A 25564-nucleotide genomic window follows, 5' to 3' on the forward strand; every position below is an offset into this window, starting at 1 on the left:
CCGACGGCCCCGGTGCGCAGCTGCGCACCGGGGCCGTCGGGCCGTCCGGGATCAGGCGCGTTCCGCCACGGAGATCTCGGGATCCCCGTCCGCGTCGTCCTCCTCGTCGAACACCGCGCTGACGTCGAAACGGCATACGACCAGGGACGGATCCGCCTCGTCGAACGGCGCCCCGAGCCACTCCCCAGGCTCGGGAAGCTCCTCCACGGCCGAGACCCAGAGGGTGGAGTCCCCCTCCTCCAGGCCGAATTCCTTGTGCCGGGAGGCGATCTCGTCCGCCTCGTACTCGCCGAAGAGCACCCCCAGCGCGGCATGCACGCCGGCACCGACGACGGGCGCGGCGGCGTTGTCGTGCCCCTCCGGGTCCAGGTCGGCGAGCCGCTGCGCCTGGGCGAGCAGCCGCGGGGGTTCGACGACCGCGTAGTCGCGCCGGATCAGCACACTGACGGCATGCGGCTCCTCCGGTCCGGCGTACGGCGGAAGGGAGTCGTCAGCACCCGGGATCTCGAAGGGGGTGACCTCGTCGTAGCGGTCGTAGAGCAGTTCGTCGTAGACCTCGGCCGCAGCGGCCAGTGCGTTGAACGCGTCGTACACAGTGGGGTCGTCGTCCCCGGTACGGCGTTCGACGGCCTCGAGGTGGCGGTCGAGCGCGGTTTTGACTGCATCGGCGGCGGCGCGTACCTCGGCAGCGGTGGGCTGCGCAGCATCAGACATAGTGCAGACGCTATCCGTACCGGGGCTCTGCCCGCACAATAGATGCGATGCCGGAATACGAATTTGTCGATGTGTACGTGCCGCGCGGGGTGTCCCGCAAGGAAGCGACCCGCCTGCTGACCGACCGAGCCGAGTACGAGCACTGGGAGTTGGACCGACTGACGCTGCGCCGTGACGGCAGCCGCCGCGTGCGGTTGCGCCGCCGGATCATCCGCCAGCTCCGCGCCACCTGGTAGCACGGAGCGGGTTCCGCGCACGCGGAACCCGCTCCTCTGTACGCGCTGTCGTGGTGCTGTTACGCGGCGCTTCGGGAGCGCCGGTAGAGGACCGTGCCCGCACCCGCGAGCAGCAGCCCCGCGCTCGCCGGGATCAGCAGGTCGAGGCCGCCCGCGCCGGTGTGGGCGAGCTGCTCGGTCACGAGCTGGGGCTCGGGAGCCGGCGGCACGGACCCGTGCGTGGGCGGCCGAGTCGGCTCCTGCGGGGTGTGCGGCTTCTCCGGGACGACGGGCGGGACGGTCTCCGCGTCGTTCTCGCAGTCGTTGCCGAAGACCGGGTTGAGCAGTCCGCCGATGGTGATGCTGTTGCCGCAGAGGTTCACCGGGATCTCGACCGGCACCTGCACCTGGTTGCCGGAGCCGACGCCGGGCGAACCCTTCGCCGCGCCCTGTGCCGTGGCACCGGGAGCGCGATGCCTGCCGGTCCCCGCCCCGCCGTCCTGGGCCTCGTGCCCGGACACGTTACTGCCGGAGCCTGAGCTGCCTGAACTGCCTGAGCCGTGACCGGACGGGGCACCGTGGTCCGGCGCGTGTCCGTGACCGGCGCCCGCCGATCCGTTTCCGCAGTCGTTGCCGCTCGTGGGGTTGAGCAGACCGCCGACGTTCACGGAATTCCCGCACGCGTTGACGGGAATGTCGATCGGGACCTGAATCGAATTCCCCGACAGCACTCCCGGCGAGTTCGACGCGCCGCCGGACGCTCCCGCGTCGGCATGTGCGTATCCGCCACCGAGCGCGAGCACTCCGCCCGCCGCTGCCATGGTGATCAGGCCTTTACGTGTGACCTGTCGCATAGGTTGCTTTCCTGCCTTCTGCCTTCCGAAATGCCCCCGGACTCAGCTTGTCCGGGCGACCGGTGCCCAGCAGCCCCGGAGTGCATGGCGCGCACTCCGGGGCCGACCGGACCACACCCTTACGGGTTGGTGTTCAACGTCAGGCGTTGACGCAGGTGTTGCCGAAGGCGGGGTTCAGCAGCCCGGTCACGGAGACCGTGTTGCCGCACACGTTCACCGGGACGTGGACCGGCACCTGGACGACGTTGCCCGAGAGCACGCCGGGGCTGCCGACGGCGGCACCCTGGGCACCGGCGTCGGCGGACGCCATACCCGCACCCGCGAGCACGAGACCACCGGTAGCAGCCGCGATTGCGACGACCTTCTTGATCATTATTCCTCCTGGTTGACAAGTGCGGTACCAGCCGCGGACCGCATCACGTGTAACGAGGAGGGGGTGAGGGGGCTACGAGTGCGCGACCCCTTTCACTCTTTCTGGTTATGTACGCACACGCTGACGAATTCGACCGCCCGTGCGTTCAGGAATGGTCGATGAACCGGTCGAGCACCCGGGCGCCGAATTTCAGGCCGTCGACAGGCACCCGCTCGTCCACACCGTGGAACATGCCGGCGAAGTCCAGCTCCGGCGGCAGCTTCAGCGGGGCGAAACCGAAGCAGCGGATGCCGAGGTCGTCGAAGGACTTCGCGTCGGTGCCGCCGGACAGCATGTAGGGCACGGCGCGGGCGATCGGGTCCTCGGCCTTGAGCGCCAGCTGGATCGCGTCCACCAGGGAACCGTCGAAGCTGGTTTCCAGCGCCTTGTCGCCGTGCACGTCCTCGCGCTTCACCCGCGGCCCGAGGATCCGGTCGAGGTCGGCCAGGAACTCTTCCTCGTAGCCGGGCAGGAAGCGCCCGTCCACGTGAGCGGTGGCCTGTCCGGGGATCACGTTCACCTTGTAGCCGGCGCCGAGCATGGTGGGGGCGGCGGAGTTCCGCAGGGTGGCGCCGACCATCTTGGCGATCCCGCCGAGCTTGGCGAGCGTCGCGTCCATGTCCTCCGGGTCCAGCGGGGTGCCCAGCGCGTCGGACAGCTCGTCCAGGAAGGACCGCACGGTCCTGGTCACCCGGACCGGCCACCTGTGCCGCCCCAGCCGGCCGACGGCCTCGCAGAGCTCGGTGATGGCGTTGTCGTCGTTGGTCATGGAGCCGTGGCCGGCGGTGCCGTCCACGGTGAGCCGCATCCAGTGCATGCCCTTCTGCGCGGTCTCCACCAGGTAGAGCCGCAGGTTCTCGTTCACGGTGAACGAGAAGCCGCCGACCTCGCCGATCGCCTCGGTGACGCCGTCGAACAGATCACGGTGGTGGTCGACGAGGTGGCGGGCCCCGTACGTGCCGCCCGCCTCCTCGTCGGCGAGGAAGGCCAGCACGATGTCACGCGGGGGTTTGCGTCCGCTGCGCATGCGGTCGCGGACGACCGCGAGCGTCATCGCGTCCATGTCCTTCATGTCGACCGCGCCCCGGCCCCACACGCACCCGTCCGCGATCTCGCCGGAGAAGGGGTCGTGCGTCCAGTCCGCCGCGTTGGCCGGCACCACGTCGGTGTGCCCGTGGATCAGCAGTGCGGGCCTGGAGGGGTCCTCGCCCTCGATCCGCGCCACGGTGGAGGCGCGGCCCTTGTGGGATTCGATGATCTGCGGTTCCAGCCCGACCTCGGCGAGCTTCTCGGCGATGTACTCGGCGGCGAGCCGCTCCCCGGGTCCGGAGTGGTCCCCGTAGTTGCTGGTGTCGATCCTGATCAGGTCACGACAGAGGTCCACGACCTCGTTCTCGGCGGACTCACCGATGCCGGCCCGGGCCGTGCTGGTCTCGCTCACGCTGCTTCCTTCCACTGTCGCGGTGGTGCTCCCCCTCATACTCGCGCGCCTGCCCCGCACACCCAAGACCGCCCGCTCCCCGTCACGCGCCTTTCACCGCCCATGGGCGTGATCGAGCACCCCCGAATGTTTGCTATGGTTTTCCACGTCGGAACGGGCCAGGCCCGGTCGGCGACACCCGGTCCGGGTGGCGGAATGGCAGACGCGCTAGCTTGAGGTGCTAGTGCCCTTTATCGGGCGTGGGGGTTCAAGTCCCCCCTCGGACACCAGCACAAACCCCAGGTCACCTGGGGTTTTTTGCTTTTGAGGCCCATCCTGGCGCGTACGCGCGTCACGGGGTGCGCCAGGCTGCGGCGTGGGCGACGGTGGGGTACCCCCTGCGGCCAGGGCTCCCGAGCCCCCGTCCGTCCGGTGCCATGATGGACAGTCCGCCAGGCTCCCCACCCACGACAAGGACCGACGCGATGAGAGGACGGGGCAAGCCGCCCGCCGCACCGCTGCCCCAGCACGAGGGGGTCGATCCAGTGCGGGTGCGGCTGCCGGAGGACCCCGGCGGGGACCGGCGATGCGTCCGGGAGTACCTGCTGGACCGGTTCGCGGGGGCGATCGGCGCGGAGCGGGTGGACGCCATGCTGGCCGGGGGCCGGTTCGTCGGGGCCGACGGCGGTGCGGTGGGGGGCGACGAGCCGTACACCGCGGGGCGGTACCTCTGGTTCCACCGGGACTTCGCACCGGAGGAACCCGTGCCCTTCCCGGTCGGTGTGGTGTACCGCGACGCGCACCTCGTCGTCGCGGACAAGCCGCACTTCCTGGCCACCACCCCGCGCGGCCGGCACATCACCGAGACGGTGGTGGCCCGGCTGCGCAGGGAGCTGGACCTGCCGGACCTGCAGCCCGCACACCGGCTCGACCGGCTGACGGCGGGCCTGGTCCTCCTCGTCGTACGGCCCGGTGAGCGCGGGGCGTACCAGACGCTGTTCCGGGACCGGCTGGTGCGCAAGGAATACGAGGCGGTGGCCCCGTACGACCCGGGTGTGGCGCTCCCGCGCACCGTGCGCAGCCGGATCGTCAAGGAGCGCGGGGTGGTCGCCGCGCGCGAGGAGCCGGGTGAGGCGAACAGCGAGAGCCGGATCGAACTGCTGGAGCACCGGGACGGACTCGGCCGCTACCGGCTGCTGCCGGCCACCGGGCGCACCCATCAGCTGCGGGTCCATATGAACGCGCTGGGGCTTCCGCTGGTCCACGATCCGGTCTATCCGGTGGTGCGGCCGGAAACCGGCCGGGAGGACTACGGGCGGCCCCTGCAACTGCTGGCCAGGGTGCTGGAGTTCACCGATCCGGTCACGGGCGTGCCGCACCGCCTGGAGAGCGGGCTGCGGCTGACCGTGTGGCCGGACCGCTCAGCCGTGGCCGGCCCGGTGGGCCCGTGACCGGGCTCCCGGGCCGGCGTCCGGTCAGTGGCCGCGGGCGATCCACTCGTCCAGGTGCGGGGCCTCCGCGCCGATCGTGGTGGAGTCGCCGTGTCCGGTGCGGACGGTGGTCTCCGCAGGCAGGGCGAGCAGCCGGTCCCTGATCGAGCCGACGATCGTCGGGAAGTGGGAGAAGGACCGTCCGGTGGCACCGGGACCGCCCTGGAACAGGGTGTCACCGGTGAAGACGGTGGCCAGCTCCGGAGCGTGCAGGCAGACCGCGCCGGGTGCGTGGCCCGGGGTGTGCAGGACCTCCAGGCGCGTCCCGGCGATCTCCAGCACCTGGCCGTCGGACAGTTCGGCGTCGGGGGTGCGGTGCGGGTGGGTCTGCTTCCAGAGCGGGAGGTCGTCGGGGTGCAGCAGGATCGGCGCCCCGGTCGCGTCGGCAAGGGCGGGGGCCGCGTCGATGTGGTCGTTGTGCGCGTGGGTGCAGATGATGGCGCGCAGCGTACGGCCGCCGAGTGCGGCCTGGATCGCGGCGGCGTCGTGGGCGGCGTCGATGACGACCGCCTCGGTGTCGTCGCCGACGATCCAGACGTTGTTGTCGACGTCCCACTCGCCGCCGTCGAGGGCGAACGTGCCGGAGGTGACCAGGTGCTCGATGCGGGCGGCCATCAGAGGATCACCACCGAGCGCAGGACGTCGCCGTCGTGCATCCGGGCGAAGGCCTGCTCGACGTCGCCGAGTCCGATGGTCTCGGTGACGAAAGCGCCGAGGTCGATGCGGCCCTGCTGGTGCAGGTCGATGAGCATCGGGAAGTCGCGGGAGGGCAGGCAGTCTCCGTACCAGGAGGACTTGAGCGAGCCGCCGCGGCCGAACACGTCGAGCAGCGGGAGTTCGAGCTGCATCTCGGGCGTGGGGACGCCGACGAGGACGACGGTGCCGGCCAGGTCGCGGGCGTAGAAGGCCTGCTTGTACGTCTCCGGGCGGCCGACCGCCTCGATGACGACGTCCGCGCCGTTGCCACCGGTCAGCGCGCGGATCGCCTCGACCGGGTCGTCGGTGCGGGAGTTGACGGTGTGGGTGGCGCCCATCCCCTTCGCCGTCTCCAGCTTGCGGTCGTCGATGTCGACCGCGATGATCTTCGCCGCGCCCGCGAGCCGGGCACCGGCGACCGCCGCGTCACCGACGCCGCCGCAGCCGATGACGGCGACCGAGTCGCCGCGGCCGACCTGGCCGGTGTTGATGGCGGCGCCGATGCCCGCCATGACACCGCAGCCGAGCAGTCCGGCGACGGCCGGGGAGACCTCGGGGTCGACCTTGGTGCACTGGCCGGCGGCGACGAGGGTCTTCTCGGCGAAGGCGCCGATCCCGAGTGCCGGGGAGAGCTCGGTGCCGTCCAGCAGCGTCATCTTCTGCTTGGCGTTGTGGGTGTCGAAGCAGTACCAGGGGCGGCCGCGCAGACAGGCCCGGCACTGTCCGCATACCGCACGCCAGTTGAGGACGACGAAGTCTCCGGGCTTGACGTCGGTGACGCCGTCTCCGACGGACTCCACGATGCCCGCGGCCTCGTGGCCGAGGAGGAACGGGAAGTCGTCGTTGATGCCGCCCTGCTTGTAGTGCAGGTCCGTGTGGCAGACGCCGCACGCCTGGATCTTCACGACGGCCTCGCCGGGGCCCGGGTCGGGCACGATGATCGTCTCGACCCGTACCGGCTCGTTCTTCCCCGGTGCGATGACACCTTGTACCCGCTGCGCCATACCGTGGTCTCCCATCCCGACTGTCCCGTGTCCTGCTGAAGATCGTTCACCGACCACCGTACCGGGGCGGGACCCCGGGTCAGGGGGCGAGTACGTCCAGTTCGTGCAGCGCGCCGACCGCGATCTCCTTGGTCAGCCGCTCGGCGCCCGCGGCGTCGCCCTCACGCACGGCTTCGGCGAGCCGGACGTGCAGGGTGACGGCGGCCGGGTCCGGGTCCTCGAACATCACCTGGTGGTGGGTGCGGCCCGCGAGGACCTCGGCGACGACGTCTCCGAGCCGCGCGAACATCTCGTTGCCGGAGGCGTCGAGCACGATCCGGTGGAAGGCGATGTCGTGCCGCAGATACCCCTCCAGCTGCTGGCCGCGCGAGGTGGCGACCATGCCGAGGGCGCATGCGGTGAGGGCGGCGCACTGCTCGGCGGTGGCGTGGCGGGCGGCGAGTCCGGCGGCGACGGGTTCGACGGCGGACCGCAGCACGGTGAGCGAACGCAGCTGCCGTGGACGGTCCGACCCGGCCAGCCGCCAGCGGATGACCTGGGGGTCGTAGACGTTCCACTCCTCGGTGGGCCGCACGGTCACACCGACGCGGCGCCGGGACTCGACCAGGTGCATGGATTCCAGCACGCGGATCACCTCGCGCACGACGGTGCGGGACACGTCGAAGCGCTGGGCGAGCTCGTCGGTGCGCAGGACGCGGCCGGGCGGGCAGTCGCCCGCGGCGATCTCCAGACCCAGGGCGTCCAGCACATGTGTATGCAGCCCCGGGCTCTGTGTGGTCATGCGGACAAGCCTACGGTGCGGCTCACGGCCTCGAAAAGTACGACGTTTATGTCACAGCCTCTTGAATAAGTCGTATGTAATGGGTTTCAGTAGCGCGACGGACCGATGTCGAAGAAGACAGCGAGGCACCAATGAGCACCCCCCACGTCGTCGTGGTGATGGGCGTAGCAGGGACCGGCAAGACCACGATCGGTCCCCTGCTCGCCGCCGCCCTCGGCGTTCCTTACGCCGAGGGCGACGACTTCCACCCGCCTGCCAACATCGCCAAGATGTCGGCGGGGACCCCGCTGGAGGACGACGACCGCCGGCCGTGGCTGGACGCGATCGGGCAGTGGGCGCACAGCAGGGCCGGGCTCGGCGGAGTCGTCAGCAGCTCGGCGCTCAAGCGCGTCTACCGGGACCGGCTGCGCGCCGGGGCTCCCGGTGTCGTCTTCCTGCACCTGACCGGCGACCGGGCTCTCATCGAGCGCCGGATGGCGGGCCGCAAGGGGCACTTCATGCCGACCGCACTGCTCGACTCCCAGTTCACGACCCTGCAGCCGCTGCAGCAGGACGAGCCGGGCGTGGCCGTGGACGTGTCCGGCACCCCCGAAGAAATCACCGACAGGGCCGTCGCCGCGCTGCGCCGGCTCGACTCCTGAGGATTCACCGTGAGCAGTCTCAGCATCGAGATGCTGGCAGCGGACGCCGTCGAACCGATCACCTCGGCCGGCAACGCCCAGTTGGGCATCGCCGTCCTGGCGGGCATCGCCGTCATCGTCGTACTCATCACGAAGTTCAAGGTGCACGCCTTCCTGGCGCTGACCATCGGTTCGCTGGCGCTCGGCGCCTTCGCCGGTGCCCCGCTGGACAAGACGATCACCAGCTTCTCCACAGGCCTCGGCTCCACGGTCGCCAGTGTCGGTGTGCTGATCGCGCTCGGCGCGATCCTGGGCAAACTGCTCGCCGACTCGGGCGGCGCCGACCAGATCGTCGACACGATCCTCGCGAAGGCGAGCGGGCGTGCGATGCCCTGGGCGATGGTGCTGATCGCCTCGGTCATCGGTCTGCCGCTGTTCTTCGAGGTCGGCATCGTGCTGCTGATCCCGGTGGTGCTGCTCGTCGCCAAGCGGGGCAACTACTCACTGATGCGGATCGGCATCCCCGCGCTCGCCGGGCTCTCGGTGATGCACGGCCTGATCCCGCCGCACCCCGGCCCGCTGGTCGCCATCGACGCCCTCGACGCCGATCTCGGTGTCACGCTGGCCCTGGGTGTGCTCGTCGCGATCCCGACCGTGATCATCGCGGGTCCGGTCTTCTCCCGGTACGCCGCCCGCTGGGTGGACATCCAGGCGCCGGAAAAGATGATCCCGCAGCGCCCCTCGGAGGAGCTGGAGCGCCGCCCCGGATTCGGCGCCACGCTCGTCACGGTGCTGCTGCCCGTCGTCCTGATGCTGGCCAAGGCCCTGGTCGACATCGTGGTGGACGACCCGGATAACCACGTCCAGCGGGTCACCGACGTGCTCGGCTCCCCGCTGATCGCCCTGCTCGCGGCCGTGATCGTCGGCATGTTCACACTGGGCCGGGCCGCGGGCTTCACCAGGGCACGGCTCTCCACGACCGTCGAGAAGTCCCTCGCCCCGATCGCGGGCGTGCTGATGATCGTCGGCGCGGGCGGCGGCTTCAAGACGACGCTGATCGACGCCGGGGTGGGCCGGATGATCCTGGAGTTCTCGGAGAACTGGTCGATACCCGCCCTGCTGCTCGGCTGGCTGATCGCCGTCGCGATCCGGCTGGCGACGGGTTCGGCGACCGTGGCCACCATCTCGGCGGCCGGCCTGGTCGCGCCGCTGGCGGCCGGGATGTCCACTCCGGAGGCCGCGCTGCTCGTCCTCGCCGTCGGCGCGGGTTCGCTCTTCTTCAGCCACGTCAACGACGCGGGGTTCTGGCTGGTGAAGGAGTACTTCGGTATGGACGTCGGCCAGACGATCAAGACCTGGTCGGTGATGGAGACCATCATCTCCGTCGTCTCGCTGGGCTTCGTCCTGCTGCTGTCGCTGGTCCTGTAGCCGCTCCTCCTCCGGATCCCGCCGCAGCGGTGCCCGGAGCGGGCCCGAGGGCGCTCGACCGACCCGGCGCGCATGCCACGGCGTGCCTCCGGGCCGGCGAGCGCCCTCGCCGTATGCCCGGCCGGGACGATGCCGACGGCGGCGCCGGCCGCTCGCGCACGAGGGTCGCACCCGTGCGCCGCACCTGCGGGGCGAGGTCCGTGAGCCACGCCGGCAGGCCCGTGCCGGGCATGACGGGCACGGCACCCCGCGATCCCGGCGAGCCGCGGGCGCACGTCACGCGCCGGTGGCGCCTATCGGGGGGCCTGCGTGCTCTCGGCGGCCTTCTCCAGCTGGAAGGCCTCGTTGCCGAGGCCGATCCTGGCGTGCACGTCCGGCCTGGTGGAGCGCAGCACCGCGCCGTACACCAGACCGGCGACGAGGGCGGCGCCGATAACTCCGGGCAGCAGCAGGTCGAGCGCGGAGCCGGGTCCCGATCCGACGAGGACGTCGAAGTCCCGGACGGTGAGGACGGCGATGGCCAGCAGGGCGATCCCGGCGAGGCCGGAGGCGACGAGCCGGGGGGCCTGGGCGCGGCCCGCGCCCCGGCGCAGGAAGAAGGCGATGACCGCGAAGGAGGCAGCCGCCATCAGCAGGATGACGCCGAACGCCCCGACGTTGCCCATCCAGGTGAACAGGTGCAGGACGGGCGCGGTGGGGTCCCCGGCCGGGTTGTCGTCGGTGAGGGCGAAGGCCAGCACGATCAGGACGGAGACCGCGGACTGGAGCATCGAGCCGGTGGCGGGGGCGCCACTGGTCCGGCTGGTCCGCCCGAAGCGCGCGGGCAGCAGTCCTTCCCGGCCCATCGCGAAGGCGTAGCGGGCGACCACGTTGTGGAAGCTGAGGAGCGCCGCGAACATGCCGGTGACGAAGAGGACGTGCAGGACGTCGGTGAAGGTGGCGCCGAGCCGCTCCTCGGTGAGGCCGAAGATCATGCCCGGGCCCTGCTCCAGGGAGGTGTCCGCGATGCGGCCGGGGCCCGCGGCGACGGTCAGGGCCCAGGAGCTGACGGCGAGGAACAGGGCGGCGTAGCCGACGGCCAGGAACATCACCCGGGACACGACGATCTGCGGACGGCTGGTCTCCTCCGCGTACACGGGGGCCTGTTCGAAGCCGACGAACGCGGCGACGCAGAAGCAGAGTGCGGTGCCCAGGCCCGCGCCGGTGAGCGTCTCCGGGTTGAAGGCGTGCAGGGAGAGGCCTTCGGGGCCGGGCTCGGCCACGGCGGCGATGTCGAAGATCACGACGAGGGCGCATTCGATGATCAGCAGGACACCGAGCACCTTGGCGTTGAGGTCGATCTTCAGCCAGCCCAGGACACCGACGACGGCCACGGCGGCGAGGGCGGGGAGCCACCAGGGCACGTCCGTGTCGAGATAGGTGGCGAAGAGGCCGGAGACCTCGAAGCCGAGGATGCCGTAGATGCCCACCTGCATGGCGCTGTACGCGACCAGTGCGACCAGCGAGGCGCCCGCGCCGGCCGTCGGGCCGAGGCCGCGGGCGATGTAGGCGTAGAAGGCACCGGCGTTGTGGACGTGTCGGCTCATCTCCGCGTAGCCGACGCCGAACAGCATCAGGACGAGGCCGAGGACGACGTACAGCAGGGGCTGTCCGACGATGCCCATCACGCCGAAGACCGTGGGCATGACCCCGGCGACGACCATCAGCGGGGCGCTGGCGGCGAGGACCGAGAGAAGCAGTCCGGGGGTGCCGAGCCGGCCGGCCCGCAGCGCGCGTTCCTCCCCCTTGTAGGTGTTGATCCCGCCGGTGCCGACCGTCGTGCTTCCGGTGCCGGACTCGCTCGTGTCTGTTCTGCCCGTCGACATGGCGGGATGGTCCCTTCGTTGAGAGCGACGTGCGTCACGGGGTGCCGAGCGCGTGGGTGCGCGCGGCGAGGAACGCGGAGTACGGGTCTCGGCCGGAGTACGACCAGGGGGCGGGGGTGGCATGGGAGCCGATGCGGTGGAGGAGGGCGGCGGCCTCGGCCGGGCGGCCCTCGCAGATCTTGGCGTGGGCGAGGAAGTTGAGGTCGGCGCGGTGGCGGGGGTGGTCCTCGCGTTCCCATTCCAGCCACCAGTCGAAGGCGGCCTTCATCACCTGCCGGGCGCGGCGTCCGCTCCAGTGGCCCGATGCCACCGGGTCGTCGGAGGCGTTGCCCGAGGCGACCAGGACGCGGTAGCGCTCGGCGTGCGCCACGACGGGAAGCACGGCCAGCGGGGAATCGGCCGGGGCCTGTTCGGCGGCCCACGCGGCGAAGTCGTACACCTCGTGGAGCGGGTCGCTCCCGTGGTCCGTCTCGGCCAGCCGGGCCGTCATGAGGTGGTGCGCCTGGTGGTGTTCGGGGTGGCGGTTACGGATCTCCTCGAAATGTCCGGCGGTCTCCTCCCGGGTGCCGTGCGTGCGGGCCAGCAGCATCAGGCCCAGCCAGGGTGTGGGGTCGGCGGTGTCGAGGGCGGCGGCGGCCCGGCAGGCCTCCCGGGCCCGGTCCCGTTCGCGGGCGCCGGCTCCGGGGCGCAGGGCACGGGTGACGGCGGCGCAGGCGAGGAGAGTGGCGGCGTCGGAGCTGTCCGGTTCGGCGAGCAGCCAGTCGCCGGCCCAGCCGGCGGCGGACGGCACCGCGGCCAGGGCGAGGAGCCGGTGGCCGCGGCGGTCCCAGTCGGTGCCGGTCGTGACGAGGAGGGAGCGGGCCGTGGTCCAGCGGCCCTGGGTGAACCGTCCTCGTACGTCGATGAGTTCAGTGTCGCCGAGAGCCGGGTCGAAAGCGTGGTCCGTGCGGCCGCCCTTTCGGCGGGCGCGGCCCAGCGGCGGCGGAGGCGGAGACATCCGCAGGCTTCCTTTTCGACGCGGCGTGTGAGCGGTTGGATGCTGTGTGCGAGCAAACGATCGCGCACAGCAAAGCGTCAGGGAATGGTCCGAGTCAAGGGCGGCCCTCCCCTCACCGCATGCGCCGTTCACACAACTGGCCGCCGCGGGAGGCTGGTCCACACCTTTCGCGCAGCTCGCCGCGGGGGTACGGAGGGGGCCGGAGGGGCAAAGGTGACGCGTGCCACACTGCCGGGATGGACACGCGTGAACCGCTCAAGCCCTTCCTCCTCGCCTTCCCCGGGCCGCTGCGCGACCAGTTGGTGGCGGCCGTGCTCTCCGGCGAGAAGGTGTCGACGTCCGGCCTGCTCCTGGAGTACGAGATCGAGAAGGAGGAGCTGCCGCCGGTGGGCGAGCGGTCCGCGCTCATCGACTCGCAGGGACGGGAGACCGCCGTGGTCGAGGTGACCGAGGTGCGGGTGCTGCCGCTGGGGTCAGTCGGTCTGCGGCACGCGCTCGACGAGGGCGAGGGCTACACGTCGGTGGCCGAGTGGCGCGCCGGGCACGAGGCGTTCTGGCACAGCGAGGAGATGCGCGACGCGCTGGGCGATCCGTCGTTCACGGTGGACGACGACACGATGGTGGTGGCGGAGAGGTTCCGGGTCGTGGAGCGGCTGATCTGACACGGCTCGGGGCACCGCACCCGGTCCGGCGCCAGGAGCCGCGGGGACGGCGGTGGGAGCGACCGTGCCCGGCCCGGCCACGCGCGTCCTCGCGGCGGGCGGCCGGGCGGGGCGGGGGCGGTCAGACGGCGGGGAGCGCGTAGAGCCGCTTCCCGTGCATCACGGCGAGCCGCTTGCCCGCCGCGGCCACGTACCACTGCTGGATGTCCCCGGTCCCGTCGTTGTACGTCCAGCGCAGCTTGCCGGTCGCCGCGTCGAAGGCGTGCACGCCGCCGTCCTCGTCGAACTCGGTCGCTCCGTAGAGCGTGCCGTTCACCTTGGCGAACTGCCATGCCTGGGTCGCCGTGTCCAGGAGGTCCTCGTTGTGCCAGATCTCCTTGCCCGTGGCGGGGTCCACCGCCCACAGGCCGCGCGCGCTGTCGGAGGCGTAGAGCACCCCGTCCAGGAGGTGCGGGTCGTTGAACTTGCTGAACTCCTCGGTGGTGAGCGACCAGCGCTCCTTGCCCCCGGACAGTTCGAGCGCCCGCAGCCGCTGTCCGTCCGCCACGATCACCAGTTCCTCGTGCACGGCGAAGTGACGGTGGTTGGACTGGCTGATCTTATTCGTCCAGACCTGCCGGCCCGTCGCCGTGTCGCGGACGGTCACGTTCTCCCGGTAGTCCGTGTAGACGAGGCGCCCGCCGACGACCGCGGCGTTGATGCCGTACTCCTCGGTACCCGCGTCGCGCTGTTCGCGCCAGACGACCTTGCCGGAGCCGGTGTCGATCGCGGCGATCACGTTGTTCGGCGTGGAGAAGTCCTTCTCCAGGATGCCGGCCAGTACGTAGACGTGGCGCTCGTCGGCCGCGATGGGGCGCGGCTGCTGGTACTCGTCGCCCAGGCGGCTGCGCCAGGTCTCCTTGCCCGTGGCCGGATCCAGACCCACCAGGTCGCCGTCGTATTCGGCGCTGGCGAGGTAGAGCGTCCCGCCGCCGAGGATGAGCGCGGCGCCCGGCGTGGTGACGCCGGTGCGCGACCACTTCTCCTTGCCGCTGACCGCGTCCCGCCCCACCAGAGGGTCGCCCGACACCAGGACCAGGCCGCCGGCCACGGCGAGCGCGTCGCTGCCGGACAGACTGGTGTTCGCGGTGTCGGCCTGCCACAGCGGCTCGGGCGCGGTGCCCGGCGGCGGCGTGGTGAAGGCGTCACCGTTCCCGGCGCCTCCCGGCGTGGCACCGCCGGCCGGCGCGGCCGCGTCCTCGGGGCCGCAGGCAACGGCCCCCGCTCCGAGCACGGCCAGTCCCAGCCCCGCACCGGCCAGCCTGAGTATCTGCCTGCGCGACACCGCGTTCCCGCTCCGTACGCCCACGTCTGTTCCCGCTTCCGTCCAACTGTTCCGACGCCCCCCGGGGCGCCCTGAGCGCCGCAAGGCTAACCGTCGAATTCCGGCCGAACGCCGAACGGCACACAATCGGGACAGGCCCGTGAAGCTCCCGTCACGGCGGTGGACGGATCCGTACCGTGCCGTGACGGAACCGGTCAGCCGGTGGCCTCGGCGGCGGCCCGGCCGGCCGCGCGTCCGGAGAAGATGCAGCCGCCCAGGAACGTGCCCTCCAGCGAGCGGTAGCCATGGACGCCGCCCCCGCCGAATCCGGCCGCCTCCCCCGCCGCGTACACCCCGGGCAGCGGGGTGCCGTCCTGCGTCAGGACACGGGAGGACAGATCCGTCTCCAGTCCGCCGAGGGACTTACGGGTCAGGATGTTGAGCCGCACGGCGATCAGCGGGCCCGCCTCGGGGTCGAGGATGCGGTGCGGCCTGGCCGTGCGGATCAGCCGGTCGCCGAGATAGGCGCGGGCACCGTGGATCGCTGTGATCTGGAGGTCCTTGGTGAACGGGTTGGCGACCTCCCGGTCGCGGGCGGTGATCTCGCGGCGCAGGTCGTCCTCGTCGATCAGCGGCTCGTCGGTCAGTGCGTTCATCCCGCGGACCAGGGCGCCGAGGTCCTTCTCGACGACGAAGTCCACACCCTTGTCCATGAACGCCCGCACCGGTGCGGGGACGTCCGCGCGCGCCCTGCCGATCACGTCGCGGACCGACTTCCCGGTCAGGTCCGGGTTCTGCTCGGAGCCGGACAGCGCGAACTCCTTGCCGATGATCTTCTGGTCCAGCACGAACCAGGTGTAGCCGTAGCCGGACTTCATGATGTGTTCGAGGGTGCCCAGCGTGTCGAAGCCGGGGAAGAGCGGGACCGGGAGCCTCTTGCCGCGGGCGTCCAGCCAGAGGGAGGACGGGCCGGGGAGGATCCGGATGCCGTGCTTCGCCCAGATCGGGTTCCAGTTCTCGATGCCCTCGGTGTAGTGCCACATCCGGTCGCGGTTGATGTGGTGGGCGCCCGCCTCCTCGGCGATGCCGAGCATCAGCCCGTCGACATGGGCCGGAACGCCGGAGAGCATCTTCTCGGGCGGGGTGCCGAGCCGCTCGGGCCACTGGGCGCGTACGAGGTCGTGGTTGCCGCCGATGCCGCCGGAGGTGACGATCACGGCCTGGGCCCTGAGCTCGAAGGCACCGGTGGCCTCGCGGCCGCTCGCGGTGCCCCGTTCGGCGCCGCTCGCCGCGAGGACCTCGCCGGTGACCGTGTCGACGGCCCCGGCCGAGCGGCCGAGGCCGCTCACCCGGTGGCGGAAGCGCAGCTGGACGAGGCCCTTGGCGACGCCCTCGCGCACCCGGCGCTCGAAGGGGGCGACGACACCGGGTCCGGTGCCCCAGGTGATGTGGAAGCGGGGGACGGAGTTCCCGTGGCCGTTGGCGTCGTAGCCGCCGCGTTCGGCCCAGCCGACGACCGGGAAGAGCCGCAGCCCCTGGGCGTGCAGCCAGGACCGCTTCTCGCCGGCCGCGAAGTCGACGTACGCCTCGGCCCACTTCCGGGGCCAGTGGTCCTCCTCGCGGTCGAAGCCGGCCGTGCCGTACCAGTCCTGGAGGGCCAGCTCGTGGCTGTCCTTGATCCGCAGCCGTCGCTGCTCGGGCGAGTCGACGAGGAAGAGGCCGCCGAAGGACCAGTGCGCCTGGCCCCCGATGGACTGCTCGGGCTCCTGGTCGAGCAGGATCACCGTCCGGCCCGCGTCGACGAGCTCGGCGGTGGCCACCAGCCCCGCGAGCCCCGCCCCGATCACGATCACATCAGCGTCGTACGCCATGGTTTCCATCCTTCGGGGCGATGCGGGGCGGGTACGGGTCATGGGCGGTGCTGCGAAGTTACTCGTGCGTTCAGATCTTCGGTACGGGCCGCGCCCACGTCAACCGCCCGGCCGGTGGCGCCCTCCCGGCTCCCGTGCCGATGCGGGGCTATCGTCGGGACCGTGTCGGTGCTGGTTCTGCTGCTCGCCGTGAGCGCCGCGTGCTGTCTGGGCCTCGGCTTCGTCCTCCAGCAGGACGCGGCCCGCCGCGCGCCCCTGCGTGACTTCCTCTCGCCCCGGCTGCTGCTGGACCTGATGCGGGTGCCGAGCTGGCTGGCCGGCATCGGCCTGATGGTCTGCGGGATGGTGCTCGGGGCGCTGGCGCTCGGCAACGGCGAGCTGTCGGTCGTCGAACCGCTGCTGGCGACCAATCTCGTCTTCGCGCTTGCCCTGTCGCGCCGCCTCACCGGTCAGCGGCTGGGCCGGCAGGGCTGGGGCGGCCTGTGGCTGCTGGCCGGCGGTGTCACCACCTTCCTGCTGGCCGGCGAGCCGCGTGGCGGGCAGGCGGGCACGGACCCGGTACGGCACTGGCTGGTGGTCGGCACGGTGGCGGGGGCCGCGCTGCTCCTGACCGCCTTCGCCAGGCATCCCCGGACCCCGGGGACCCCGGTGCTGCTGGGGCTCGCGGCCGGGCTGCTGTACGGGCTGCAGGACGCCCTGACCAGGGTCAGCGGGGAGAAGCTGACGGCGGACGGCTGGGCGGCGCTGATGACGGGGTGGCAGCCGTACGCGGTGCTCGTCCTGGGGGTGACAGGGCTGATCCTGGTCCAGAGTGCGTTCGAGGCGGGGCCGCTGCGGGCCTCGCTGCCCGCGCTGACCGCCGCACAGCCGCTGGCCGGGATCGCGTGCGGCATCGGGTTCCTCGGCGACCGGGTGCGCACCGACTCGGGTGCCCTGGCCTGGGAGGCGGCCGGGCTCGCGGCGATCGTGGCCGGAATCGTGCTGCTCGGGCTGCACCCGGCGATGCCCGAGGGCAAGGAGCGGCACGGATCGACGGTCGCCGGCGAGGTGCGGTTGGATGGGCGGCATGACTCCGGCAGATGAGGTCCTGGACATCGTCGACGAGGACGACACGGTCGTGGGGCAGGCGACGCGCGGCGAGGCGATCGCGCGCGGGCTGCGCCACCGCTGCGTCTTCGTCGAGGTCAGAGACGCCGAGGGCAGGATCTTCGTCCACCGCAGGACCGCCACCAAGCTGGTCTTCCCCTCGCACCACGACATGTTCGTGGGCGGGGTCGTGGGCGCGGGCGAGTCCTACGACGACGCGGTGCTGCGGGAGGCCGAGGAGGAGCTCGGGGTGTCGGGGCTGCCCCGCCCCGAACCGCTGTTCACGTTCCTCTACACGAGCGCCGCCGGGCACAGCTGGTGGTCGTACGTGTACCAGGTGCGGTGCGAGCTGCCGGTGCGGCCGCAGCCCGAGGAGGTCGCCTGGCACACCTTCCTGACCGATGCGGAGCTGGAGCGCCGGCTCGGCGACCGGACGTGGGTGCCGGACGGGCTGGAGACGTACCACCGGCTGCGGGCGATGCGGGCCGGGGAAGCGGGGTCCGGCGCGTGAGCCGCGGCGGCGACTTCGTACGGGGCCTGCGGCTGTGGCTCGCACCGCAGCAGATCCGCGCGGAGGGCGACACCCCGGACTACCGCTTCTCGCTCGCCAACGAGCGCACCTTCCTCGCCTGGATCCGTACGGCCCTCGCCCTGATCGGCGGTGGGTTCGCCGTCGACCAGTTCCTGCCGGACCTGCCCTGGGGCGTCCGGGCGGGCATGTCCCTCGCGCTGCTGGCGGCCGGTGTGCTGTGCGCGCTGCGGGCCGTCAACCACTGGGTGCGCTGCGAGCGGGCGATGCGGCGCGGTGAGGATCTGCCCGTGTCGCGCTTCCCGGCGCTGCTGAGCCTGGCCGTCGCCGTGGTCGCGGTGGTCATGGTGGTGGTGGTCGTGTTCGGCCGGGAGGGCCGGTGACCGCCGGGCGCGATCCGGGTCTGCAGCCGGAGCGGACGCGGCTGGCCTGGCGGCGCACCACGCTGTCCTGCGCGGTGGTGGCCCTGCTCGCGGGACGACAGGCGCTGTACAGCGGGGCGAGCGGGGCCGGGGTGATCTCCGTGGCACTGAGCCTGCTGGCCTGGCTGGGGCTTCTCGGGGTGGCGCACCGGCGGATGGCGGGCATGGGCACCGCGGAACCCGCGCCGCTGTCGCCACGCGATGCGCTGACGACCGCGGCGTGCACGGTGGCGCTCGCGGTGTTCGCCGCCGCGATGCTGTTCTGAGCGCCGGCCCTTCGCTCCCGGCGGTCAGCTCTCCCAGTCCACGGTGACGACGATCTTGCCGCGGGTGCGTCCCTCCTCGTTGAGCCGGTAGGCGTCCGCGGCCTGTTCCAGTGGGAAGACCCGGTCGACGTGGACGGAGATGGTGCCCTGCTCGGCCAGTTCGGCGAGATGGCCGAGGTCCCGCGCGTCCGGGCGCACGAAGGCGTAGCGGCCGCCGTAGGAGAAGACCTCGGCGTCCGCGATGGAGGCGAGCCGGCCGTCGGGGGCGAGGGTCTCGGCGGAGACCCTCAGGGCCTCCCCGCCGACGGTGTCGAACGCGGCGTCGAAGCCCTCGGGGGCCAGGGCCCGCAGCCGGTGGGCCAGTCCTTCGCCGTACTCCACCGGCTCGGCGCCGAGCTCTCGCACGTACGCGTGGTTGTGGGGGCCGGCCGTGCCGACGACCCGGCAGCCCGCGTGCCGGGCGAGCTGGACGGCGAGCGAGCCGACCCCTCCGGCGGCCGCGTGGACGAGGACGGTCTCGCCGTTGCGCACCTTCAGGGTGCGGTGCAGCACCTGGTACGCGGTGAGGCCGCACAGCGGCAGACCGGCGGCCTCCTCGAAGCTCAGGTTCAGGGGCTTGCGTGCGAGGGTGCGCACGGGGGCGGCGACGTACTCGGCGAACGTGCCGCGGGAGAGGAAGTCCTCGCGCACATAGCCGATGACCTCGTCGCCCACGTCGAATTCGTCGACGGCGGCGCCGGGTTGCACCACGACCCCGGAGACGTCCCAGCCGGGGATGACCGGGAAGACGGTTTCGAGCCCCGCCTGGAGGTATCCCTCGCGGGCCTTCCAGTCGACGGGGTTCACGGCCGCGGCCCGCACCTTCACCAGGACCGAGTCGGGGCCGACCTTGGGGTCGGGCCGCTCGCCGTACTCCAGGACATCGGCCGAGCCGTACCTGCTGTAGCTGATCGCCTTCATCCTCCGACGATCGGCGCGGGGCAGGGTCCCCGCAACTCAGGCCGTGGCCGCGTGGCGGAGCGACAGCGGACCGCGGGTCTCACCAGCGCGGGATCGGCGGGGTCACCCACTCCGGGTGAGCCTTGCGCATCGCCGCCGCGTCGTCGCGTGCGCGCATCGTGCCGTCGTCGTCGAGCCAGCGCCGGTGGAGTGCGGCCAGCCGGCCGCGGTCCAGTTCGACGCCGAGTCCGGGGGCGTCGGACACGGCCAGGTGTCCGTCCCGGAAGGTGTGGCGGGTGGTGATGACGTCCTCGGTCTGCCAGGGGTAGTGGCTGTCGCAGGCGTGGTCGAGGTTGGGCACGGTGGCGGCGACGTGCGTCATCGCGGCGAGGCTGATGCCGAGGTGGGTGTTGGAGTGCATGGAGAGTCCGACGCCGAACGTGCGGCAGATGCCGGCCAGTTCGCGGGTGCGGTGCAGTCCGCCCCAGTAGTGGTGGTCGCAGAGGACGACCTGGACGGCGTCGCGGGCGAAGGCCTCGGGGACTTCCGCGAGGGTGGTCACGCACATGTTCGTGGCGAGCGGGAGGTCCGTCCCTGCGGCGACCTCCGCCATCGCCGCCGTGCCGCTGGTCGGGTCCTCCAGGTATTCGAGTACGCCCCCCAGCCGGTCGGCGACGTACAGCGACGTCCTGACGGACCAGGCCCCGTTGGGGTCCAGGCGCAGCGGCTGTCCCGGGAAGGCCTCGGCCAGGGCGCGGACGGCGGCGATCTCCTCGTCGGGCTCGAAGACACCGCCCTTGAGCTTGAAGGAGCGGAAGCCGTGGTCGCGGGCGAAGCGCCGGGCCTGGGCGACGATTCCGGCGGGGTCGAGCGCCGCGTCCCGGTCGTCGTCCTCACCGCCGTCGGGGTGGGCGGCCCAGCGGTAGAAGAGGTACGCGCTGTATTCGACGCTGTCGCGGACCTTGCCGCCGAGCAGGGCGTGCACGGGCAGGCCGAGGGCCTTGCCGAGTGCGTCCAGGCAGGCGACCTCGAAGCCGGAGACGACGGAGAGCCGCAGCTTGTCGGCGGTCTGCACGCCCCGCAGGCCGCCCGCGTCGACCCGCTCGTCGGCGGCGCGTGAGTCGCCGCACACCTCGTCGGCGAGGGCGAAGAGGCCGTTCAGATCGCTGACCGGACGGCCGGGCAGGGCCCGGGCGAGGGGTTCGGCCAGTTCGAGGTAGGTGCCGTCGCCGTAGGTTTCCCCGATCCCGGTCACGCCGCCGCGGGTGACGACTTCCACGACGAGCCGCGGGGTGTAGGGCTGGTGGACGCCCTGGGTGTTCAGCAGGGGCGGATCGGCGATGAGGATCGGGGTCAGCCGGACGTCGTCGATCAACAATGCTGTATCCATACGTGAACTCTATTCAGCCATACGACTCAGCGCCAGACTGCGCACCGAGATCACCCCCTGGATTCCGGGACGGCACTGGACGACATACCGACTGGTCGGCATCATGGTCCCGATCGTCCAACCGCCCCGGAGGTGCGCACCATGAGCCCAGTCCACCCGCCAGGTCTCGACCTCGACCTGCTGCGCGGCCATCTCGACCGCGAGCGGCCGGGGCTGGTGAACGGACCGCTCGAAGCCCGGCTGATCGAGGGCGGACGCTCGAACCTCACCTATGTCGTCACCGACGGCAGCGGGCAGTGGGTCGTCCGCAGACCGCCGCTGGGCCACGTGCTGGCCACCGCGCACGACATGAAGCGCGAGCACCGGGTGATCCGCGCGCTGCACCCGACGGCCGTGCCGGTGCCCGAGCCGGTCCTGCTCTGCGAGGACGACTCGGTCATCGGCGCGTCGTTCTACGTCATGGAGTACGTCGAGGGCACTCCGTACCGTACGGCGGATCAGCTCGCCCCGCTCGGCGCCGAACGCACCCGGGCCGCCGTGCTGGGGCTCGTCGACACCCTGGTCGATCTGCACGCGGTGGACCCCGAGGCCGTCGGTCTCGGCGACTTCGGGCGCCCGGAGGGCTTCCTGGACCGGCAGCTGCGGCGCTGGGGCAAGCAGCTGGACGCCTCCCGCAACCGTGACCTGCCCGGCATCGACGAGCTGCACGCCGCGCTGGGCCGGGAGCTCCCCGTCTCCCCCGCGCCCACCGTCGTGCACGGCGACTACCGCCTGGACAACGTGCTGATCGGCCCGGACGACCGGATCAGGGCCGTCCTGGACTGGGAGATGTCCACGCTCGGCGACCCCCTGACCGACCTCGGGCTGCTCGTGATGTACAGCTCCGACCTGGACCTCCCCGCGTCCCCGGTGTCCACCACCAGCGGCGCGGCCGGCCACCCCGCCCCGGCCGAGCTGATCGAGCGCTATGCCGCCCGTTCCGGCCGCGACACCTCCGCCATCTCCTGGTACACGGCCTTCGCCTGGTTCAAGCTCGCCGTGATCCTGGAGGGCATCCACTACCGCTACACCCTGGGCCGGACCGTCGGACCCGGCTTCGACCGCATCGGCGACCTCGTCCCGGTCTTCATCGCGCACGGCCTCACCACCCTCCAGGAAGGCTGATCACCCCATGGACTTCGCATTCGACGCCCGTACCGAGGAGCTGCGCACCAGGCTGCTCGCGTTCATGGACGAGCACGTGTACCCGAACGAGGAGCTCGCCGAGGAGCAGCGCGCACAGCTCGCCTCGCCGTGGGACACCCCGCGGATCGTCGAGGACCTCAAGGCGGAGGCGCGCAGGCAGGGCCTGTGGAACCTCTTCCTTCCCGACGCGGAGTACGGCGCCGGGCTGACGAATCTCCAGTACGCCCCGCTGGCCGAGATCACCGGCCGCAGCCCGCACCTGGCGCCGACCGCGCTGAACTGCGCGGCCCCGGACACCGGGAACATGGAGGTGCTCTCCCAGTTCGGCTCGGACGGGCAGAAGAAGCAGTGGCTGGAGCCGCTGCTGGCCGGGGAGATCCGCTCGGCGTTCGCGATGACGGAGCCCGAGGTGGCCTCGTCGGACGCGACGAACATCGAGACGCGGATCGCCCGGGACGGTGACTCCTACGTCGTCGACGGCCGCAAGTGGTACATCTCCGGGGCGATGAACCCGGACTGTGCGGTCTTCATCGTGATGGGCAAGACGGACCCGGACGGCGAGGACATCCGCCGCCAGCAGTCCATGATCCTCGTGCCGCGCGACACCCCGGGCGTGGAGGTGCGCCGGGCGATGCGGGTGTACGGGTACGAGGACCACTCGCACGGCGGCCACGCGGAGGTCGTGTTCACCGACGTGCGGGTTCCCGCCTCGAACCTGATCGGCGAGGAGGGCGGTGGCTTCGCCATCGCCCAGGCACGGCTGGGTCCGGGCCGTATCCACCACTGCATGCGGCTGATCGGGATGGCCGAGCGCGCGATCGAGCTGATGTGCAGGCGGGCCGTGTCCCGTACGGCCTTCGGCAAGCCGCTCGCCCAGCAGGGTGTCGTGCAGAACTGGATCGCGGACGCCCGGGTGACGGTGGAGCAGCTGCGGCTGCTGGTCCTGAAGACGGCCTGGCTGATGGACACCGTGGGCAACCGGGGGGCGCACACCGAGATCCAGGCGATCAAGATCGCCACACCGCGCGCGGTCGTCGGCATCCTCGACCAGGCCGTGCAGCTGTACGGCGCGGGCGGGGTCAGCCAGGACTCCCCGCTGGCCGAGCTGTGGGCGTCGGCACGGACGCTGCGGCTGGCGGACGGGCCGGACGAGGTGCACCAGCGGTCGCTGGCCCGGCGCGAGATCAAGAAGTACCTCTGAGCCCGGTGCGGGGAGGCGCGCCGGGCGGGCGCCTCCCCGACGGGTCAGAAGGTGAGCTGCCAGCTGTCGATGTATCCGGTGTCCTGGGCGGCGACGTCCCGCACCTGGAGCTTCCAGGTGCCGTTGGCCGTCTCGGCGGACGCGTCGACCGTGTAGGTCGCGATCACGTTGTCGGCGGAGTCGCTGCTGCTCGAGTTCTTCAGCCGGTACGCGGTGCCGTCGGGGGCGAGCAGGTCGACGACGAGGTCACCGCGATAGGTGTGCTTGATGTCCACGGCCGCCTTGAGCGTCGAGGGGGCGTTGCCGGTCCGGCCGGTGACCGCGACGGACGAGGTCACCGCGGCCCCGTAGTCCGGGACGGAGACGTCGGTGGTGTTGCTGAACACCGTGCCGGTCGGCGGGGTCACCGTGCCGGCGGACAGGGTCCAGACCGCGTGGGCGACGGCGTCGCTGTTGCGGTCCAGAGCGGTGTCGTTGATGTTCGCGGTCGTGTCGCAGGACGAGTGGTAGCAGCGGTCGAAGGACTGCCCCGCGGTACCGCCCCACTTCTGGGCCTGGGCGCTCGACTTCGTGTTGCTCGCCCCGGTGAACAGCCCGCCGACCGGTACGCCCGCGCTCTTGAAGGGGGCGTGGTCGGACCGGCCGTCGCCCTCGGTCTCGATCTCGGTGGGCACCGAGAGGCCGGCGAAGTAGTCCTTGAAGGTCTGCTCGATGACCGGGTCGTCGTCGTAGACGAAGTAGCCGGGGTTGGGCGAGCCGATCATGTCGAAGTTGAGATATCCGGCGAGCTTGGCGCGCTCGGTGGAGGCGAGGTTGTTGACGTAGTACTTGGAGCCGACGAGCCCCAGCTCCTCGGCGCCCCACCAGGCGAAGCGCAGGTGCTTGTCCGGGGTGAGCTGCGCCCGGGAGACCGCGAGGGCCGTCTCGAGCACGGCGGCGGATCCGGAGCCGTTGTCGTTGATGCCGGCGCCGGAGCTCACCGAGTCGAGGTGGGAGCCGGCCATGAGGACCTGGTTCGGGTCGCCGCCCGGCCAGTCGGCTATCAGGTTGTAGCCGGTGGCTCCGCCGGAGGTGAACTGCTGGAGTGCGGTGGTGTATCCGGCCGCGTCCAGCTTGGCCTTCACGTAGTCGACGGAGGCCTTGTAGCCTGCCCGGCCGTGGGCTCGGTTGCCGCCGTTGGCGGTGGCGATCGACTGGAGCTGGGTGAGGTGCGCCTTGACGTTGGCGAGAGGGATGTCGGGCGCGGCAGCCGCCGTGCGGGCGGCGGGCTCCGCCTGCGCAACGGGGGCCGCGGTGGCCGCGGTGGCGAGCAGGGCCACTGCGGCGAGCGCGGAGGCTGCTGCGGACAGGGGTCTGTAGCGGAAGGGGCTCATGAAGGACTCCGGATTCCGTTCGGGGACTGACGGAACGTGCGGGGGTCCCCGGCCGTGCACGGACGGGGCCTGGAGCTGGTGGTGCGCAGTGCGTGACCGATGCTCAACGAGGTGACCGCGTACCGTCAAGAGCTGAATCCGGACACAGTGGTCCGATAAACGAACAGGGTCTGCCAGGGGGATCCGTTCGGGCCTGAGCGGGCCGTCTCAGGGAGCGGAGCCTGCGGGGCCCTAGGGGCGCAGCGCCCGCAGCAGGAGGTCCGCCAGGTGGTCCGCGACCTCCTGCTGGCTGAGCGGGCCGTCCGGGCGGTACCAGGTGGACAGGTGGTGGACCGAGCCGAAGTGGTAGTCGACGACCAGGTCCGCGGGGGTCGCGGAGGAGAACACACCGGCACGCTGGCCCTCCTCCACCAGGGCCCGGAAACGCTCGTGGTAGCGGCGCCGCTCCATCCGCACCTGCTTGTTCTTCTCCGGGCTCAGGTGGTGCATCGAGCGGAAGAAGATCGAGGCGTCGTCGAGGTTCTCGATGGTCGTGACGACCACGTCCGCCGCCGCTTCCCGCAGCCGCTCCTCGATCGGGGCGTCGGCGTTCGCGTAGGCGTCGAGCCGGTCCTGCTGGAGCCGCAGCACCCGCGCGTAGACCTCCTGGAGGAGGTCCTCCTTGGAGCCGAAGTAGTGGTAGAGCGCACCCTTGGTGACGCCCGCCGCCTCGACGATCTCCTGGACCGAGGTGCGGTCGTACCCGCGCTCGGCGAAGAGCCGGGTGGCGGCGGCCAGCAGCCGTTGAGGGACGGGCGTACCGTTCCCGTCCGTCGCCTTGGCCATCGCCGCCACCCGCTCT

26 protein-coding genes and 1 tRNA gene are annotated in these 25564 nt (G+C 71.7%); 12 read left to right on the plus strand and 15 right to left on the minus strand.

Annotation, left to right across the window (positions count from 1 at the left end):
- Positions 1 to 51: 51 nt before the first annotated feature.
- Positions 52 to 714, minus strand: a complete 663-nt coding sequence (locus AB0F38_RS23905) for a hypothetical protein (protein WP_361896895.1) — start codon at positions 712 to 714, stop codon at positions 52 to 54.
- Between the two features lie 47 nt (positions 715 to 761).
- On the opposite strand from AB0F38_RS23905, the gene AB0F38_RS23910 reads away from it, so the two are divergent.
- Positions 762 to 950: a DUF5703 family protein gene (locus AB0F38_RS23910; RefSeq protein ID WP_361896897.1), complete on the plus strand. Its 189-nt coding sequence runs from the start codon at positions 762 to 764 to the stop codon at positions 948 to 950.
- A gap of 59 nt (positions 951 to 1009) precedes the next feature.
- On the opposite strand, the gene AB0F38_RS23915 is transcribed toward AB0F38_RS23910, so the two are convergent.
- The 3 genes from AB0F38_RS23915 to AB0F38_RS23925 form a co-directional block, all read right to left on the minus strand.
- On the minus strand, positions 1010 to 1783 hold the full coding sequence (locus AB0F38_RS23915) for a chaplin (RefSeq protein WP_361896900.1): 774 nt from the start codon (positions 1781 to 1783) through the stop codon (positions 1010 to 1012).
- 139 nt (positions 1784 to 1922) lie between these two features.
- A complete protein-coding gene (chpH, locus tag AB0F38_RS23920) occupies positions 1923 to 2156 on the minus strand; it encodes a chaplin ChpH (RefSeq protein ID WP_361896903.1) in 234 nt (77 codons plus the stop codon).
- Between the two features lie 145 nt (positions 2157 to 2301).
- Complete coding sequence (locus tag AB0F38_RS23925) at positions 2302 to 3636, minus strand: M20/M25/M40 family metallo-hydrolase (protein WP_361896906.1); 1335 nt, start codon at positions 3634 to 3636, stop codon at positions 2302 to 2304.
- A 181-nt stretch (positions 3637 to 3817) separates the two neighbouring features.
- Here AB0F38_RS23925 and AB0F38_RS23930 point away from each other — a divergent pair.
- Both AB0F38_RS23930 and AB0F38_RS23935 read left to right on the plus strand, forming a co-directional pair.
- A tRNA-Leu gene (locus AB0F38_RS23930) sits at positions 3818 to 3905 on the plus strand.
- A gap of 195 nt (positions 3906 to 4100) precedes the next feature.
- Positions 4101 to 5066 (plus strand): pseudouridine synthase, encoded by a 966-nt coding sequence (locus AB0F38_RS23935; protein WP_361896909.1) that lies wholly within the window; start codon positions 4101 to 4103, stop codon positions 5064 to 5066.
- Positions 5067 to 5090: 24 nt separating this feature from the next.
- Here the strand turns inward: AB0F38_RS23935 and AB0F38_RS23940 are convergent, their stop codons facing one another.
- The 3 genes from AB0F38_RS23940 to AB0F38_RS23950 form a co-directional block, all read right to left on the minus strand.
- Positions 5091 to 5720, minus strand: coding sequence for an MBL fold metallo-hydrolase (locus tag AB0F38_RS23940; RefSeq protein ID WP_361896912.1), 630 nt, complete (start codon positions 5718 to 5720; stop codon positions 5091 to 5093).
- Positions 5720 to 6805: an S-(hydroxymethyl)mycothiol dehydrogenase gene (locus tag AB0F38_RS23945; protein WP_361896915.1), complete on the minus strand. Its 1086-nt coding sequence runs from the start codon at positions 6803 to 6805 to the stop codon at positions 5720 to 5722. Before AB0F38_RS23945 ends, AB0F38_RS23940 begins: the two co-directional genes overlap by 1 nt.
- A 79-nt stretch (positions 6806 to 6884) precedes the next feature.
- Positions 6885 to 7586 (minus strand): FadR/GntR family transcriptional regulator, encoded by a 702-nt coding sequence (locus AB0F38_RS23950; RefSeq protein WP_361896918.1) that lies wholly within the window; start codon positions 7584 to 7586, stop codon positions 6885 to 6887.
- A gap of 131 nt (positions 7587 to 7717) precedes the next feature.
- On the opposite strand from AB0F38_RS23950, the gene AB0F38_RS23955 reads away from it, so the two are divergent.
- Together AB0F38_RS23955 and AB0F38_RS23960 are read left to right on the plus strand one after the other, a co-directional pair.
- Positions 7718 to 8227 (plus strand): gluconokinase, encoded by a 510-nt coding sequence (locus tag AB0F38_RS23955; protein WP_361896921.1) that lies wholly within the window; start codon positions 7718 to 7720, stop codon positions 8225 to 8227.
- Positions 8228 to 8236: 9 nt separating this feature from the next.
- Positions 8237 to 9634, plus strand: coding sequence for a gluconate:H+ symporter (locus AB0F38_RS23960; RefSeq protein ID WP_361896924.1), 1398 nt, complete (start codon positions 8237 to 8239; stop codon positions 9632 to 9634).
- 293 nt (positions 9635 to 9927) lie between these two features.
- Here the strand turns inward: AB0F38_RS23960 and AB0F38_RS23965 are convergent, their stop codons facing one another.
- Together AB0F38_RS23965 and AB0F38_RS23970 are read right to left on the minus strand one after the other, a co-directional pair.
- Positions 9928 to 11499 carry an APC family permease gene (locus AB0F38_RS23965; RefSeq protein ID WP_361896927.1) on the minus strand — a complete coding sequence of 524 codons (1572 nt, stop codon included), beginning with the start codon at positions 11497 to 11499 and terminating at the stop codon, positions 9928 to 9930.
- A 34-nt stretch (positions 11500 to 11533) separates the two neighbouring features.
- Complete coding sequence (locus AB0F38_RS23970) at positions 11534 to 12496, minus strand: hypothetical protein (protein ID WP_361896930.1); 963 nt, start codon at positions 12494 to 12496, stop codon at positions 11534 to 11536.
- A gap of 236 nt (positions 12497 to 12732) precedes the next feature.
- On the opposite strand from AB0F38_RS23970, the gene AB0F38_RS23975 reads away from it, so the two are divergent.
- Positions 12733 to 13158 (plus strand): ASCH domain-containing protein, encoded by a 426-nt coding sequence (locus tag AB0F38_RS23975; RefSeq protein ID WP_361896933.1) that lies wholly within the window; start codon positions 12733 to 12735, stop codon positions 13156 to 13158.
- 121 nt (positions 13159 to 13279) lie between these two features.
- Here AB0F38_RS23975 and AB0F38_RS23980 read toward each other — a convergent pair whose 3' ends face one another.
- Together AB0F38_RS23980 and AB0F38_RS23985 are read right to left on the minus strand one after the other, a co-directional pair.
- Positions 13280 to 14482: a PQQ-binding-like beta-propeller repeat protein gene (locus tag AB0F38_RS23980; protein WP_361896936.1), complete on the minus strand. Its 1203-nt coding sequence runs from the start codon at positions 14480 to 14482 to the stop codon at positions 13280 to 13282.
- Positions 14483 to 14676: 194 nt separating this feature from the next.
- A complete protein-coding gene (locus AB0F38_RS23985; protein ID WP_361896939.1) occupies positions 14677 to 16332 on the minus strand; it encodes an FAD-binding dehydrogenase in 1656 nt (551 codons plus the stop codon).
- 162 nt (positions 16333 to 16494) lie between these two features.
- On the opposite strand from AB0F38_RS23985, the gene AB0F38_RS23990 reads away from it, so the two are divergent.
- Genes AB0F38_RS23990 through AB0F38_RS24005 form a run of 4 tightly spaced genes read left to right on the plus strand, consistent with a single transcriptional unit; the run spans position 16495 to position 18635 of the window.
- Positions 16495 to 17415: a DMT family transporter gene (locus tag AB0F38_RS23990; RefSeq protein ID WP_361896942.1), complete on the plus strand. Its 921-nt coding sequence runs from the start codon at positions 16495 to 16497 to the stop codon at positions 17413 to 17415.
- A complete protein-coding gene (locus AB0F38_RS23995) occupies positions 17399 to 17929 on the plus strand; it encodes an NUDIX domain-containing protein (RefSeq protein ID WP_361896945.1) in 531 nt (176 codons plus the stop codon). Before AB0F38_RS23990 ends, AB0F38_RS23995 begins: the two co-directional genes overlap by 17 nt.
- Complete coding sequence (locus tag AB0F38_RS24000; protein WP_361896947.1) at positions 17926 to 18330, plus strand: DUF202 domain-containing protein; 405 nt, start codon at positions 17926 to 17928, stop codon at positions 18328 to 18330. The genes AB0F38_RS23995 and AB0F38_RS24000 overlap by 4 nt, the downstream gene beginning before the upstream one ends.
- The gene (locus AB0F38_RS24005; protein WP_361896950.1) at positions 18327 to 18635 is read left to right on the plus strand and encodes a DUF202 domain-containing protein; all 309 of its coding nucleotides are present in this window, start codon (positions 18327 to 18329) and stop codon (positions 18633 to 18635) included. The genes AB0F38_RS24000 and AB0F38_RS24005 overlap by 4 nt, the downstream gene beginning before the upstream one ends.
- A 24-nt stretch (positions 18636 to 18659) precedes the next feature.
- On the opposite strand, the gene AB0F38_RS24010 is transcribed toward AB0F38_RS24005, so the two are convergent.
- Positions 18660 to 19595 (minus strand): NADP-dependent oxidoreductase, encoded by a 936-nt coding sequence (locus AB0F38_RS24010; protein WP_361896953.1) that lies wholly within the window; start codon positions 19593 to 19595, stop codon positions 18660 to 18662.
- A gap of 79 nt (positions 19596 to 19674) precedes the next feature.
- On the minus strand, positions 19675 to 20964 hold the full coding sequence (locus AB0F38_RS24015; protein WP_361896956.1) for an enolase C-terminal domain-like protein: 1290 nt from the start codon (positions 20962 to 20964) through the stop codon (positions 19675 to 19677).
- Positions 20965 to 21105: 141 nt separating this feature from the next.
- Between AB0F38_RS24015 and AB0F38_RS24020 the strand changes: the two genes are divergently transcribed.
- A complete protein-coding gene (locus tag AB0F38_RS24020; RefSeq protein ID WP_361896959.1) occupies positions 21106 to 22128 on the plus strand; it encodes a phosphotransferase family protein in 1023 nt (340 codons plus the stop codon).
- Between the two features lie 7 nt (positions 22129 to 22135).
- Positions 22136 to 23350 (plus strand): acyl-CoA dehydrogenase family protein, encoded by a 1215-nt coding sequence (locus AB0F38_RS24025; protein WP_361896962.1) that lies wholly within the window; start codon positions 22136 to 22138, stop codon positions 23348 to 23350.
- Positions 23351 to 23394: 44 nt separating this feature from the next.
- Here the strand turns inward: AB0F38_RS24025 and AB0F38_RS24030 are convergent, their stop codons facing one another.
- Together AB0F38_RS24030 and AB0F38_RS24035 are read right to left on the minus strand one after the other, a co-directional pair.
- On the minus strand, positions 23395 to 24723 hold the full coding sequence (locus AB0F38_RS24030) for a M28 family metallopeptidase (RefSeq protein ID WP_361896965.1): 1329 nt from the start codon (positions 24721 to 24723) through the stop codon (positions 23395 to 23397).
- Positions 24724 to 24954: 231 nt separating this feature from the next.
- Positions 24955 to 25548: a TetR/AcrR family transcriptional regulator gene (locus tag AB0F38_RS24035; protein ID WP_361896968.1), complete on the minus strand. Its 594-nt coding sequence runs from the start codon at positions 25546 to 25548 to the stop codon at positions 24955 to 24957.
- Positions 25549 to 25564 lie beyond the last annotated feature (16 nt).

Origin of the sequence: Streptomyces sp. NPDC025273 (genome assembly GCF_040638585.1) — a bacterium.
GTDB classification, from domain to species: domain Bacteria; phylum Actinomycetota; class Actinomycetes; order Streptomycetales; family Streptomycetaceae; genus Streptomyces; species Streptomyces cinereorectus.

Excerpts from the sequence above, each read along its gene's own strand:
- AB0F38_RS23905 (WP_361896895.1), bottom strand. The coding sequence starts at position 714 with ATGTCTGATGCTGCGCAGCCCACCGCTGCCGAGGTACGCGCCGCCGCC.
- AB0F38_RS23910 (WP_361896897.1), top strand. The coding sequence starts at position 762 with ATGCCGGAATACGAATTTGTCGATGTGTACGTGCCGCGCGGGGTGTCC.
- AB0F38_RS23915 (WP_361896900.1), bottom strand. The coding sequence starts at position 1,783 with ATGCGACAGGTCACACGTAAAGGCCTGATCACCATGGCAGCGGCGGGC.
- chpH (WP_361896903.1), bottom strand. The coding sequence starts at position 2,156 with ATGATCAAGAAGGTCGTCGCAATCGCGGCTGCTACCGGTGGTCTCGTG.
- AB0F38_RS23935 (WP_361896909.1), top strand. The coding sequence starts at position 4,101 with ATGAGAGGACGGGGCAAGCCGCCCGCCGCACCGCTGCCCCAGCACGAG.
- AB0F38_RS23940 (WP_361896912.1), bottom strand. The coding sequence starts at position 5,720 with ATGGCCGCCCGCATCGAGCACCTGGTCACCTCCGGCACGTTCGCCCTC.
- AB0F38_RS23945 (WP_361896915.1), bottom strand. The coding sequence starts at position 6,805 with ATGGCGCAGCGGGTACAAGGTGTCATCGCACCGGGGAAGAACGAGCCG.
- AB0F38_RS23950 (WP_361896918.1), bottom strand. The coding sequence starts at position 7,586 with ATGACCACACAGAGCCCGGGGCTGCATACACATGTGCTGGACGCCCTG.
- AB0F38_RS23955 (WP_361896921.1), top strand. The coding sequence starts at position 7,718 with ATGAGCACCCCCCACGTCGTCGTGGTGATGGGCGTAGCAGGGACCGGC.
- AB0F38_RS23965 (WP_361896927.1), bottom strand. The coding sequence starts at position 11,499 with ATGTCGACGGGCAGAACAGACACGAGCGAGTCCGGCACCGGAAGCACG.
- AB0F38_RS23970 (WP_361896930.1), bottom strand. The coding sequence starts at position 12,496 with ATGTCTCCGCCTCCGCCGCCGCTGGGCCGCGCCCGCCGAAAGGGCGGC.
- AB0F38_RS23975 (WP_361896933.1), top strand. The coding sequence starts at position 12,733 with ATGGACACGCGTGAACCGCTCAAGCCCTTCCTCCTCGCCTTCCCCGGG.
- AB0F38_RS23985 (WP_361896939.1), bottom strand. The coding sequence starts at position 16,332 with ATGGCGTACGACGCTGATGTGATCGTGATCGGGGCGGGGCTCGCGGGG.
- AB0F38_RS23995 (WP_361896945.1), top strand. The coding sequence starts at position 17,399 with ATGACTCCGGCAGATGAGGTCCTGGACATCGTCGACGAGGACGACACG.
- AB0F38_RS24010 (WP_361896953.1), bottom strand. The coding sequence starts at position 19,595 with ATGAAGGCGATCAGCTACAGCAGGTACGGCTCGGCCGATGTCCTGGAG.
- AB0F38_RS24015 (WP_361896956.1), bottom strand. The coding sequence starts at position 20,964 with ATGGATACAGCATTGTTGATCGACGACGTCCGGCTGACCCCGATCCTC.
- AB0F38_RS24020 (WP_361896959.1), top strand. The coding sequence starts at position 21,106 with ATGAGCCCAGTCCACCCGCCAGGTCTCGACCTCGACCTGCTGCGCGGC.
- AB0F38_RS24025 (WP_361896962.1), top strand. The coding sequence starts at position 22,136 with ATGGACTTCGCATTCGACGCCCGTACCGAGGAGCTGCGCACCAGGCTG.
- AB0F38_RS24030 (WP_361896965.1), bottom strand. The coding sequence starts at position 24,723 with ATGAGCCCCTTCCGCTACAGACCCCTGTCCGCAGCAGCCTCCGCGCTC.
- AB0F38_RS24035 (WP_361896968.1), bottom strand. The coding sequence starts at position 25,548 with ATGGCCAAGGCGACGGACGGGAACGGTACGCCCGTCCCTCAACGGCTG.